Raw genomic sequence first — 11,697 nt, 5'->3', positions numbered from 1 at the left:
GACCTCTCAGGCCTCTCCGATCAGGGGGATCTTCCGTCCCTCACCGTCCCGGCTGTAAAGATCCACCCGCCGGATATCCGCCTGGGAGAAAGCCAGGGGGACCTGGAAATCCTGTTCCAGGACCTGGAGGAATTCAGAAGCTTTCATACTGCCGGTGGGGGTGATCCGGATATCAAAACGCAGTTCCAGGCTGCCGTCCTGCCACCGGGCTTCTACCTGAGGGATAAAGGATTTCACATCGATGGTCTTGGGCTTTCCCTTGCCTTTCTTATGGGCTTTGGTATAGGGGACTTCCGGTGCCGCGGCAAAGGCGGCCAGCTGGGAGGCTGGATCAGAGGCGCAGGGGACATGGACTTCATAAGAAGCCCCCTGGGCCTGGGCCATCAGCTTAGGAGCCTTGTCCTCCGCCAAATCTGCCCGGACGATATGGATCCCCATGGGCAGCGCAGCGGCTAGGGCTTTGACCAGTTCCGAAAGGGGCCGTTCTTCCGCCAGGCGGATCTCGGCAAATTCACAGGAACTGGTCACTCCTACACTGAGGGCAGAAGCCAGGGAAAATTTCATATGGGGATTGAAGCCTTCGGAATAGGCCACCGGGATCCCAGCCCGGCGGATGGCTTTTTCGATGCTCCGCTGGTATTCCAGATGGGAAATGAAACGGATGCCCGATTCTTTGGTGATCTGCAGCCGCAGCTTCATGCTTTCCCCTCCTTCCAGTCGATGATATGGATTCCCAGTTTCTGACAGACTCCGCAGCCGGTACAGGTATCCCGGCGGCAGTCATGGGTCAAGGCTGCTTCCTGGGCTTTTTCGTATTCACTCCACAGGAACTGCCGGCTCACCCCACAGCTGGTATGTTCCCAAGGGAAGATTTCCTCTTTGCCCCGGGGACGGCTGTTGTAGAAGTCCGTGGTCAGGCCGGCATCCTCCACTGCCTGTTTCCACCGGTCGTAATCGAAGAATTCGCTCCAGCTGTCGAATTTTGCCCCCCGCTGCCAGGCCAGATAGATGGCCTTTCCCAGACGCCGGTCTCCCCGGGCCAGGACCCCTTCCATCAGACTGGTCCGGGAATCATGATACTGGAAATGGATGTTTTTCAGATTGGCAAAGGCATTTTTCAGCAGCATATGTTTCCGATCGAATTCTTCCTTGGTATCCTGGCCTACCCACTGGAAAGGGGTATAGGGCTTGGGAACGAAATTGGACACACTGACCGTGACCCGGGCCCCCATATGGCCGGTGACTTCCTTATATTTCCACTGGACCTTCTGGGCCAGTTTCGCAATGGCCAGCACATCTTCGTCGGTCTCCGTAGGCAGTCCGATCATGAAGTACAGCTTCACCTGGGACCAGCCGTTTTCAAAAGCCGCTCCCACTGCATGCATCAGGTCGTCTTCCGTCACACCCTTATTGATCACATCCCGCATCCGCTGGCTCCCAGCTTCCGGAGCGAAGGTCAGGCCGCTTTTCCGCACCGCCTGGACTTCCTGGGCCAGTTTCACGGAAAAACTGTCGATCCGCAGGGAAAGCAGGGAAACGCTCACCCGATCCTTCCGGAAATCCCCCAGCAGCTCCCGGATCAGCGGCTCCAGATGGGAATAATCCGCAGTGCTCAGGGAGAACAAAGAGATTTCGTTGTAGCCGGTGGCAGGCACCAGCTTTTTGGCCAGTTCCAGCACCGTTCCCGGTCTCCGTTCCCGGACCGGCCGGTAGATGATCCCTGCATTGCAGAACCGGCACCCTCGGCTGCAGCCCCTGAACAATTCCAGCATGATCCGGTCGTGGACGGTGTCGCTGTAGGGGACGATGGGATGGGTGGGGAAATCCAGGGCGTCCAGATCCTGCTCCGCCCGTTTGTACACCACTTCCGATGCCGTTGGTTCCAAGGGCTTTTTCCCGGTAATGGTTCCATCCTCTCCATAAGTGATTTCATAAAAGGAAGGCACGTAGACTCCCTGGATCCGGGAGACCCGCCGCAGGAACCCCAACCGGCCGCCGGGCTTGCCTTCCCGTTCCCAGTCTCGGTACAGCAGGGTCACTTCCTGGATGATCCTCTCTCCATCTCCCAGCATGCAGAAGTCCAGGAAATCTGCCAAAGGTTCACTGTTGAACACGCAGCAGCCTCCGGCACATACAAAGGGATCATCCAGTGTCCGGTCCTTGGCCAGGAGAGGGACACCGCCCAGATCCAGCATGTTGAGGATGTTGGAGTAGGACATTTCATAAAGAAGGGTGAAGCCCAGCAGGTCGAATTCCTTCAGGGGCCGGGTATTTTCCAGGCTGGAGAGCACCAGGCCCCGTTCCCGCATCTTCTCTTCCATATCCACCCAGGGAGCAAAGGCCCGTTCCGCTGCCACGCCGGACAGCTTGTTGAGGATTTCATAGAGGATCTTGTAGCCCAGGTAGCTCATCCCGATTTCGTAGGTGTCTGGAAAGGCAAGGCAGAAGGCCACTTCCGTTTCACTTTCCGGCTTGACGATGCTGCCGAACTCCATGCCGGTGTAGCGGGCCGGTTTTTCTACAGCACTGAGTATATCGATGGGTAAATCTTTTCGCATAATTTCTCCTTAATGAAAGCGCAGAGTCTGGTGATGGGCATTGATATTCAGCAGCAGGGTCACCATCAGCATGTTGGTGGTCAGAGAGCTGACCCCATAGCTCATGAAGGGCAAGGGGACCCCGGTGACCGGCATGATGCCGCTGGTCATGCCCACATTGACCAGGATATGGAACAGGAACATAGAGACCGCTCCCACGGCCAGCAATGTCCCAAAATCATCAGAAGCGTGCATGGCGATGGACAGCCCTCGGTAGATGACCACCCCGTACAGAAGCAGGATAAGAGTGGTCCCGATAAAACCGAATTCTTCCCCGGCCACGGCAAAGATGAAGTCCGTATGGTTTTCCGGCAGGAAATTGAGCTGGCTCTGGGTCCCGGCAAAGAGCCCTTTGCCGGTGAACAGGCCGGACCCGATGGCAATCATGGACTGGATCACGTGGTAGCCGCTGCCGTACGGTTCCAGTCCCGGATTCAGGAACACCCGGATCCGGTTCCGCTGGTATTCATGGAGCAGCTTCCAAACCAAGGGGGCCGAAGCCAGTCCCAGGCCTCCCATGATCAGGAAATAGCGGATCCGGAAACCGCAGACCACCATGGTGCCCAAAAGGATGGCCAGGAAAACCAGAGAAGTCCCCAGGTCTGGCTGCTTCATGACAAACAGGAAGGGCAGCAGCACATAGCCGAACACCGGCAGCCAGCTGCGGAAATCCGTCAAGAGAGGAAGCCGGTCGTCCACATAGGACGAAAGCCCGATGATCATGATGGCCTTGGCGAATTCACTGGGCTGGATGCTGATGGGCCCTACCTGGAGCCACCGCTGGGCACCCAGGGCACTTTTCCCCACCAGCATCACTGCCAGCAGCATAAGGATGTTGAAGATGTACAGGGGCCGGGCAAGACTCTTCAGGATCCGGTAATCGAAGCGCAGGAGAAAAGCTCCCACCACCAGGTTGATGCCTGCAAAGCTCAGCTGGCGCAGCACGAAGCTGTACCGGCGGGGCCCAGGGATATTGGCATGGGTGGCACTGCCGATCAGGACCACCCCGATGCAGATCAGAGCCAGGACACTGAACAGCAGCGGCTTATCGATTTTCCGAAAATATTTTTTCCATGAGTGATACCAACGCATATTGTCTCCTTATTTCTTGGTTCCCTGCCGCCGTACCCGGGGATCCGTAAAGACGTATTCCAGGATGCTCTTGACAATCGGCGCTGCGGAAATGGTCCCGTAACTCCCCTGCTCCACGATGCAGACCACCACCAACTGGGGTTTCTTGGCCGGGGCATAGGCGATGAACCAGCCGTGTTCCAGTCCGTGGGGATTTTCGGCCGTACCGGTCTTGCCGGCCACAGGCACAGGCAGGTTCTTCAAGAAGGCAGCCGTCCCCCCTTCTTCCGTTACGGCTTCCAGGCCTTCCTGGATCAGTTTCAGGGTGGATTCAGAAATGGGCAGCTTTCCTTCTTCTTCCGGTTCGAAGGTCTTGGCCACGCTGCCGTCATCATTGAGGATCTTGCTGACCAGATGGGGTTTGTACCGTTTCCCGTCGGTGGCCACAGCACTGAGCATTTCCGCCACCTGGATGGGAGTGGCCAGGGTAAAGCCCTGACCGATGGCCGTATTGAAGGTATCTCCCAGATACCAGTCATCATCAAAGACTTTTTTCTTGTAGGCAGGGGTGGCGATCAGCCCCTGGGCTTCCCCATGGAGGTCGATCCCGGTGGTTTCCCCGAAGCCGAATTCCCGGGCGTATTTGTCCAGGAGGTCGATGCCCACCCGGTTCCCCATTTCATAGAAATACACGTTGTCGGAAGCCGCCAGGGCCCGTTTGAAGTTGATATAGCCCAGAGCTTCTCCGCCGGCATTCCGCATATCGATGAGCCAATGGCGGCCGGAGTCGTAAATCAGTTCCTCCGGGGTCACTTTCTTCTCTTCCAAGGCGGCAGACCCTGTGACGATCTTGAAAGTGGAACCGGGGGGATATTCTCCGGCGATGACCTTGTCCGTCATGGGATGGAAAGGATCCGTGGTCAAGTATTTCCAATTCTTTTCACTGATCCCGTTGACGAACCAGTTGGGATCGAAGCCCGGACGGGAAACCAAGGCTTTCACTTCTCCGTTGTTGGGGTCCAAGGCCACTACCGCGCAGCCCCGTGCTCCGATGGCTTTCAGCTGCCGGTCCACAGCTTCTTCCGCGATCCGCTGGAGCTTGGCATCGATGGTGAGCACCAATCCCTGTCCCGGTTTGGGGTCCACTTTGTCCATGATCTGGACCACACGGCCGGCCACATCCACTTCCTCCCGGTAGCTTCCGTCTTCTCCCCGGAGGTAGGAATCATAGTAATTTTCCAGGCCGAATTTCCCGATGATATCTCCTGCCTTCAGTTCGCTGTACGCCCCTTGGGAAATTTCATAGTCGCTGATTTCTCCCACATAGCCCAGGGCATGGACGGCCAGCCCCTTGTTGGGATAGTTCCGGACAGGCTGGACTTCCAGCATCACTCCAGGGAGATAGCGGAGATTCTCTTCTACTTTGTCCACCACATCCGGCGAAGCATTCCGGACCAGACGGATGGGTTCTGAACTGCCCCCAGAAAGCCGGATCGTCTCCTTGATCTCATCCAGAGGGATATGGAGGAGCTGGGACAGCCGTTCCAGCGTCTCTTCCGGATAGGCGTCCGTCCGGCGGACCAGGGAAACCATGACCCCAGGCTTGTTGTTGGCCAATTCTTCCCCGTTGCAGTCATAGATGATCCCCCGGGGTGCCAAGATCCGGGTATACCGGGTCCGGTTCCCTTCTGCCTGGCGCCGGTAATAGGACCCTTTCAGGATCTGGAGATAAAACATGCGTCCGATGAGGATCAGGATGATCAGGATCCCGGCCAGCATCATGAATTCCAAACGGTAAGCAAATTTTTTGTTCAGCACGGCAGACTCCTATAGATGATAATAATAATCCATACGGCTGCGGACCCGTTTCTTCAGCTTGTGATAGCAAAACCACAGGATTGGAGCAGCGATCAGATTCCAGCCCATGCATTTCAGGGTAGATACGGCCAAGGGCAGGAGGGGAAGCCAGCGTCCCAGGGCCACGCACACGAACAGGCCCCGTGCCACTTGGAGCAGCAGGGTCACCATCCCGGTGAGGATCAGATAGGTGGGCAGCCGGTCAGCGAACATATTCATCCGGTTCTTCCCCACCAGATAGCCGATCAGTGTCCGTGTCACCAGATGCCAGCCAAAATAGCTGAAAGTGACAATGTCCAATAAAGCGCCAATACCCAGTCCGTACACTGCGCCCTTCCGCTTCCCCTGGTCCATGGCATAGAGCAGGAGGAACAGCAGCAGCAGATCTGGGGACTGGGTGGTATTGAAAAAGAGGAACCAGTGATTTTCCAAAGTGAACAGGAACAAGGTGAACAGCAGCCAGGCAAAGGCGATCAGTACCATCATTTCCCTCCTTTGCCAGGTTGGGCATCCGGGTCTTTCCCTTCCTTGCGCAGGAAATCAGCAAAGCCCTGGAAATTGGTGATGACCCGGGCTTCTTCCAGATGGCCGTAGTCCACAGAAGGAGCGATGGTGGCCATTTTGGTCAGCCCTCCCGTATCCATCTGCACATCTTCTACGGTACCGATGACCAAGCCTTCCGGATGGTAGCCGCTGTACCCGCTGGTCACGATGGTGTCTCCCGGCAGGATATCCGCATTGCGGCTCAAGTTCCGCATTTCCAGCAGAAGATCCGGCCCGGCCACCCCATTGACGATACCGGCAGCCCGGGAATCTCCCCGGAGATTCAGGCCTCCGATCCGGCTGCGGGGGCTGGAGATCAGCAGGACCTTGGCCATGTGGGGATAGACTCCGTCCACAATGCCGATGAGCCCAGAAGCATTGACTACAGGCATATTCACCTGGAGTCCGTCTCCCTGGCCCTTATCGATGAGGATCACATCCTTGAAATCTCCCAGATCCCGGCTGATCACCTGGGCGGAAACCATCTTCCACTGGGGATGGAGATTGCTGAACTTCAGCAGTTTCCCCAGACGCTCATTCTCCGCTTTCATGCCGAGCAGTTCCACATTGCTCTGCCGAAGCTCTTCATTTTCTTTCTTCAGGGCCGCATTTTCCTTTTCCAGGGAAGATTTGGACGCAAAATAGTTCCCGGAGCCCTTCACACCGCTGCCGATCCCTCCCACTACAAAGCTGATGGGCCGGGTCAGCGTGGAAAGCACCGTATTCACAGCCGGAAAACGGTGGAATGCATCCCAAAGCAGGCTTCCTGCCAGCAGCAGGACAACCAGCAGGACTCCCAGTCTGACTTTCTGTTCCTTCCTCATAGGCAATGCTCTTCTCCCTATTATACATTCCGGCGAAGGCGCTGCCCTCTCCGGAACAGATTCATATGCCCGGCAGCGATGCCGGTTCCTTTGGCCACACAGGAAAGGGCATCTTCCGCCACCCAGACCTTCAGGCCTGTTTCCCGGCCCAGCAGCCAGTCAAAATTCCGCAGCAGGGCACCTCCGCCGGTAAGGACGATGCCTTGTTCCGCCACCTCCCGAGCCAAAAGGTCCGGAAGCTGTTCCAGCAGGGTCCGGACACAATCTACCATCCGATGGACCGGTTCCCACAGGGCTTCCCGCATCTGGTTCTGATCGATGGTCACACTCCGGGGCAGGCCGGTGATCAGGTCCCTTCCCCGCAGGTCCATAAAAGCCGGCGGAGCCGTTTCCCGCACCGTGCCGATTTCGATTTTCGCCTGTTCGGCCTGGAGGCTCCCGATAAGAAGATTATACTTTTTCTTGCTGTACTGGACAAGGGCATCATCCAGGCTCCGGCCTCCGCACCGGAGCAGCCGGGAAAGAGCTACCTTCCCCTGGGCCAATACGGCGGCTTCCGTAGCCCCCGCACCCAGTTCCACCACCATGCAGGCTTTGGCTTCCCGTACCGGGATCCCGGCTCCCAGGGCCGCGGCCAGAGGAGCTTCCAAAAGGTACGCTTCCCCGGCACCGGCTTCCATGGCCGCATCCAGGACAGCTCTCCGCTCCACGCTGTTGACTCCGCAGGGGACACTGATCACCAGCCGGGGCCGGAGCAGAGGCCGTCTGCCCAGAGCCTGGTGCAGGAACCCTTTCAGCATGAGCTTGGCATAGTCGAAATCCGCAATGACCCCATCCTGGAGGGGCCGTTTCACTTCGATTCCGGACGGGGTCCGTCCCTGCATCTGCCGGGCTTCCTTTCCCTGGGCCAGGATTTTCCCCCGGCGGGTCTCCACGGTCACTACAGAAGGCTCATCCAGGACGATTCCTTCTTCCTTCAGACAGATCCGGGTATGGTCCGTCCCCAGATCCACCCCCATGTCCGTGGAGAATGATCCCAGCAGATCCAGCATTCTCTTCTACCCCCTTTTACATCAAACCATGTTCTTTGAAACTGTAATAAATCCCATCCCCGATGATCAAATGATCCACCAAAGGGATCCCCATAACTTTTCCCGTTTCCCAGAGGGTCTTCGTCAGTTCCCTGTCCTCCCGGCTGGGCGTAGGATCCCCGGAGGGATGGTTGTGGACCGCCAGGATGGCAGCCGCATGGTGGAGCAGCGCCGGTGCAAAAGCTTCCCGGGGATGGACCACGGAAGCATTGAGGGATCCCTCCGAAACAGGCTCGATGCCGGTCACCTTTCCCTTGCTATTCAGCAGCACCACCAGGAAATGTTCATGGTTTTCGTACCGGAGCCGGGGCATCACCAGCATGGCCCCGTCTTCCGGGCAATGGATGGTCTGGAAAGGCTGGCTTTCTGCTTCCGCCAGCCTCCGCCCCAGTTCCAGAGCTGCCAGGATCACCGCTGCCTTGGCCGGCCCGATTCCTGGAATCCGGGTCAGTTCCCGGACATCCTGGGTCCTGGCCAGACGGGCATCCTTCATAAGATCTCCGGTCAGTTCCCGAGCGATATCCAAGGCTGAATGGTCTTTCCGTCCGCTGCCGATCAAAATCGCCAGCAGTTCCGTAATGGTCAGGGCTTCCGGTCCATGGGCCATCAGCCGTTCACGAGGCCGCTCCTCCGGAAGCATTTCCCGTATGAGATAGTGCGTCATTTTCTGTCACATCCAGTTCTGCAAAGAGTTTTTTCAAGGCTGCTAAAGGGAGTCCTACCACATTGCTATAGGACCCGTTGATAGTCGGGATGAAAAGAGCGGCTCTCCCCTGGATGCCATAAGCTCCGGCTTTATCCAGAGGCTCGCCGGTACGGATGTATCCTGCGATGTCTTCCTCGGAAAGAAGAGAAAACTGCACCTGGGTGGTCTCCACATGGGTCAGCACTTTTCCCCGATAGAACAGGGCCAGACCCGTAAGGACCTGATGGCTCCTTCCGCTGAGTTTCCGGAGCATGGCAGCGGCCTCCTGCCGGTCCCTGGGCTTCCCCAGGATTTCCCCGTCCAGGGCCACCACCGTATCCGCTGCCAGGATGGGAACCTGGTCTCCCAGCCGACTGCATACGTCCTGTCCTTTGGCCAGAGCATTGTGACAGACCAGATGGGCCGGATCCCGGTCCGTTTTCTCTTCCTCACTGCGGCTCACCACCACCCGGGGCTCCAAGCCGATCTGCCGGAGCAGTTCCAGACGGCGGGGGGAGCCGGATGCCAGAATCAGTTCCATGGGCTCCTCCTAAAATTTGTGGAACAGGATCCCTGCCAGGATCATGCCCAGGATGGCTGCCAGATTGGGGGAAAAATCCAGTCCCACAGTCAGTTTCGCAATATACAGGTCAAAAACCGACGGGGGGACGGTGAGCACCTGGTATTTCCGTACCAGATAATCAGTGGCCCAGCCCAGAGGCTGGGACGCCTGCAGGCTGTCCCCCAGGAGCCCCCCTATGACAGCTCCCGCCGCCAGGACCAGGAGCAGGGTCAGATGATTTTTCCCCAGCATCGGTCAGACCTCCACCTTTTTCCCTTTGGCATCATAGATCTCGCCATCACTGTAATAGCCGGTGATGGTCCATTGTTCCACTTTGGCATGGACGCTCTTCCGGAAATTCCGGGCATAGTACAAACCCAAAGCCAGCCATACCACCATGCTGAGCACCACCATCTGCCAGACCGGGATGGAAAAGAAATGGGCAATGGCCCGGCCAAAAAGAGCCCCAGCCAATGCGGTCAGAGCCGGGATCCCCCAGATGATCATCTTCATTTTCTTCTCATCCAAGGTCTGTTTCCCCACGATGACCCGGGTCCCCTGTTTGGCTTTGCAGGCATTCCAGCAGTCCAGCAGTTTCGGCCGCTGTTCTCCCGGTCTCTGTTCGATTTTAACTTTGGCGCGCTGTTTGTTCACCGCAATGATTTTTCCCACATAGATGTTGCTCATGTCCTTAACTCCTTTATTCTGGAAAATCTAAAAACTGGTTGGGATACCGCCGGGCCAGCTGGTCGATCAGTGCATCGCTGGATTTGAACAGCAGGGCGCAGAGTTTTCCCTGTTCCCGGTAGACCAGGATTCTCTGGGGACGGGGATCCAGAGAAGAATACCGATGCACGTACTTCTTGATGGCGGTTTTTCGGAAAAAACTCTTTTTGTAGTGATTGGAAAAGCTTTCCAGATCTTTCAGATAGACGGTCATCCGCCGTTCCATGCCCAAGCCGTACATGACCACGATCAACCGATCCCCGGTCAATTGGAGGCTGTACTGGAAAAGACAGCGCCAGCACCAGAGGATGACGAACAGGATGTTGTACCCCCAGCCCATCAGGCTGAACTGGCCCAAGGCGAAGGTATGGTATCCTTCATAGGCCCAACTGACGGCAATCAGTGCCAGAGCTCCCCACTGGTACATTTTCCGTCCAGGGCTGCTCTCCGAAAATTCCTTATATCCTTCCAACTTTCTCTCCTTTGTTCCTGACCCATTGATAAAAAAACATATCCTTCTTATTATAACAAAAAATCCCCCAATAGAAAGCCGTTTTTCCATAAAAAGAAGGCCGCCGCAAACTGCGGCAGCCTTCCAAAACGATTTGTTTTATTTTGCAGGTCCGATCATGGCCAGCATGGTACCGGCTGCAACAGCCGTCCCGATAACCCCGGCCACATTGGGGCCCATAGCATGCATCAGCAGGAAATTCCCAGGGTTGGCCTGCTGTCCCACGATCTGGGACACACGGGCAGCCATAGGTACTGCAGATACACCGGCAGAACCGATCAGCGGGTTGGTCTTGCCGCCGTCCATGATGCACATCAGCTTGCCGAACAGCACGCCGCCGGCAGTACCGCCGATGAAGGCAACCAGACCCAGGCAGATGATTTCGATGGTCTGGATGGTCAGGAAGCTTTCAGCTTTCATGGTCAGGCCAGTACCGGTAGCCAGCATGATGGTCACGCTGTTCATCAAGGCATTTTGTGCCGTGTCAGACAGACGGTCCATACAGCCGGATTCCGTAAACAGGTTCCCCAGCATCAGCATCCCGATCAAAGAGCAGACGGAAGGCAGCAGCAGGGAAATGAAAATGGTGCAGACAATGGGGAACACCACTTTTTCGAAGTGGGTCACCGTACGCAGCTGAGCCATCTTGATGCAGCGTTCTTTTTTAGAAGTGAACAGCTTCATCACAGGGGGCTGGATCAGCGGCACCAGGGACATGTAAGAGTAGGCAGCCACGGCGATAGCTCCCAGCAGATGGGGAGCCATCTTGGAAGCCAGGTAAATGGAAGTCGGGCCGTCAGCACCCCCGATGATCCCAATGGCAGCAGCTTCTTTCACATTGAAGCCCAGGAGCATGGCACCCAGCAGTGCCACGAACACACCGATCTGAGCAGCAGCGCCCAGCAGCAGGGTCTTGGGATTGGCGATCAGGGGACCAAAGTCAGTCATGGCACCTACGCCCATGAAAATCAGCGGAGGGAAGACTTCGTATTTGATCCCGCCCAGGATCAGCTGCATAACGCCAGGGTCCGTCTCGAAACCGGTACGGGGCACGTTGGCCAGAATGCATCCGAAAGCGATCGGGCTCAGCAGCAGGGGTTCAAAGCCCTTCACGATGGCCAGGTAGAGCAGTACGCAGCCTACCAGCATCATGACGGCATTGCCCCAGGTAAAAGCCACAAAACCACTGTCATGGATGACAGAAGTCAGGGCTACCACAAAAGCATCCAT

Annotated in this window: 13 protein-coding genes; all 13 read right to left on the bottom strand. The window is 56.8% G+C overall.

The window, feature by feature from the left end; genetic code table 11:
- Positions 1 to 6: 6 nt before the first annotated feature.
- The 13 genes from BQ2657_RS04570 to gcdB all read right to left on the bottom strand — a co-directional run bounded on the left by BQ2657_RS04570 (position 7) and on the right by gcdB (position 11,697).
- Positions 7 to 699 carry a TIGR03936 family radical SAM-associated protein gene (locus tag BQ2657_RS04570; RefSeq protein WP_075579571.1) on the bottom strand — a complete coding sequence of 231 codons (693 nt, stop codon included), beginning with the start codon at positions 697 to 699 and terminating at the stop codon, positions 7 to 9.
- Positions 696 to 2,558 (bottom strand): TIGR03960 family B12-binding radical SAM protein, encoded by a 1,863-nt coding sequence (locus BQ2657_RS04565; protein WP_075579570.1) that lies wholly within the window; start codon positions 2,556 to 2,558, stop codon positions 696 to 698. Before BQ2657_RS04565 ends, BQ2657_RS04570 begins: the two co-directional genes overlap by 4 nt.
- A 9-nt stretch (positions 2,559 to 2,567) precedes the next feature.
- Positions 2,568 to 3,689, bottom strand: coding sequence for a rod shape-determining protein RodA (rodA, locus tag BQ2657_RS04560; RefSeq protein ID WP_075579569.1), 1,122 nt, complete (start codon positions 3,687 to 3,689; stop codon positions 2,568 to 2,570).
- Positions 3,690 to 3,698: 9 nt separating this feature from the next.
- Complete coding sequence (gene mrdA, locus BQ2657_RS04555) at positions 3,699 to 5,486, bottom strand: penicillin-binding protein 2 (RefSeq protein ID WP_075579568.1); 1,788 nt, start codon at positions 5,484 to 5,486, stop codon at positions 3,699 to 3,701.
- A 9-nt stretch (positions 5,487 to 5,495) separates the two neighbouring features.
- On the bottom strand, positions 5,496 to 6,011 hold the full coding sequence (gene mreD / locus BQ2657_RS04550; RefSeq protein ID WP_232709003.1) for a rod shape-determining protein MreD: 516 nt from the start codon (positions 6,009 to 6,011) through the stop codon (positions 5,496 to 5,498).
- A complete protein-coding gene (mreC, locus tag BQ2657_RS04545; protein WP_075579566.1) occupies positions 6,008 to 6,892 on the bottom strand; it encodes a rod shape-determining protein MreC in 885 nt (294 codons plus the stop codon). The genes mreD and mreC overlap by 4 nt, the downstream gene beginning before the upstream one ends.
- Before the next feature lie 20 nt (positions 6,893 to 6,912).
- The gene (gene mreB / locus BQ2657_RS04540; RefSeq protein ID WP_075579565.1) at positions 6,913 to 7,944 is read right to left on the bottom strand and encodes a rod shape-determining protein; all 1,032 of its coding nucleotides are present in this window, start codon (positions 7,942 to 7,944) and stop codon (positions 6,913 to 6,915) included.
- Between the two features lie 16 nt (positions 7,945 to 7,960).
- Positions 7,961 to 8,623, bottom strand: a complete 663-nt coding sequence (radC, locus tag BQ2657_RS04535; RefSeq protein WP_187119220.1) for a RadC family protein — start codon at positions 8,621 to 8,623, stop codon at positions 7,961 to 7,963.
- The gene (locus BQ2657_RS04530; protein WP_075579563.1) at positions 8,598 to 9,209 is read right to left on the bottom strand and encodes a Maf family protein; all 612 of its coding nucleotides are present in this window, start codon (positions 9,207 to 9,209) and stop codon (positions 8,598 to 8,600) included. Before BQ2657_RS04530 ends, radC begins: the two co-directional genes overlap by 26 nt.
- Before the next feature lie 9 nt (positions 9,210 to 9,218).
- Entirely contained in the window at positions 9,219 to 9,482 is a 264-nt protein-coding gene (locus BQ2657_RS04525; RefSeq protein WP_075579562.1) for a DUF4321 domain-containing protein, read from the bottom strand.
- Between the two features lie 3 nt (positions 9,483 to 9,485).
- Complete coding sequence (locus tag BQ2657_RS04520) at positions 9,486 to 9,917, bottom strand: SoxR reducing system RseC family protein (RefSeq protein ID WP_075579561.1); 432 nt, start codon at positions 9,915 to 9,917, stop codon at positions 9,486 to 9,488.
- Positions 9,918 to 9,930: 13 nt separating this feature from the next.
- On the bottom strand, positions 9,931 to 10,428 hold the full coding sequence (locus BQ2657_RS04515; RefSeq protein WP_187119172.1) for a hypothetical protein: 498 nt from the start codon (positions 10,426 to 10,428) through the stop codon (positions 9,931 to 9,933).
- A 138-nt stretch (positions 10,429 to 10,566) separates the two neighbouring features.
- Positions 10,567 to 11,697 (bottom strand): sodium ion-translocating glutaconyl-CoA decarboxylase subunit beta, encoded by a 1,131-nt coding sequence (gene gcdB / locus BQ2657_RS04510; protein WP_075579560.1) that lies wholly within the window; start codon positions 11,695 to 11,697, stop codon positions 10,567 to 10,569.

This window comes from Acidaminococcus massiliensis (assembly GCF_900095825.1).
In the GTDB taxonomy this organism is placed as follows: domain Bacteria; phylum Bacillota; class Negativicutes; order Acidaminococcales; family Acidaminococcaceae; genus Acidaminococcus; species Acidaminococcus massiliensis.
The sequence above is the reverse complement of the archived record's forward strand: the minus strand, read 5'-3'. Positions and strand labels throughout refer to the sequence as shown.

Coding starts and splice junctions, on each gene's coding strand:
- BQ2657_RS04570 (WP_075579571.1), bottom strand. CDS start 699: ATGAAGCTGCGGCTGCAGATCACCAAAGAATCGGGCATCCGTTTCATT.
- BQ2657_RS04565 (WP_075579570.1), bottom strand. CDS start 2,558: ATGCGAAAAGATTTACCCATCGATATACTCAGTGCTGTAGAAAAACCG.
- rodA (WP_075579569.1), bottom strand. CDS start 3,689: ATGCGTTGGTATCACTCATGGAAAAAATATTTTCGGAAAATCGATAAG.
- mreD (WP_232709003.1), bottom strand. CDS start 6,011: ATGATGGTACTGATCGCCTTTGCCTGGCTGCTGTTCACCTTGTTCCTG.
- mreC (WP_075579566.1), bottom strand. CDS start 6,892: ATGAGGAAGGAACAGAAAGTCAGACTGGGAGTCCTGCTGGTTGTCCTG.
- mreB (WP_075579565.1), bottom strand. CDS start 7,944: ATGCTGGATCTGCTGGGATCATTCTCCACGGACATGGGGGTGGATCTG.
- radC (WP_187119220.1), bottom strand. CDS start 8,623: ATGCTTCCGGAGGAGCGGCCTCGTGAACGGCTGATGGCCCATGGACCG.
- BQ2657_RS04530 (WP_075579563.1), bottom strand. CDS start 9,209: ATGGAACTGATTCTGGCATCCGGCTCCCCCCGCCGTCTGGAACTGCTC.
- BQ2657_RS04525 (WP_075579562.1), bottom strand. CDS start 9,482: ATGCTGGGGAAAAATCATCTGACCCTGCTCCTGGTCCTGGCGGCGGGA.
- BQ2657_RS04520 (WP_075579561.1), bottom strand. CDS start 9,917: ATGAGCAACATCTATGTGGGAAAAATCATTGCGGTGAACAAACAGCGC.
- gcdB (WP_075579560.1), bottom strand. CDS start 11,697: ATGGATGCTTTTGTGGTAGCCCTGACTTCTGTCATCCATGACAGTGGT.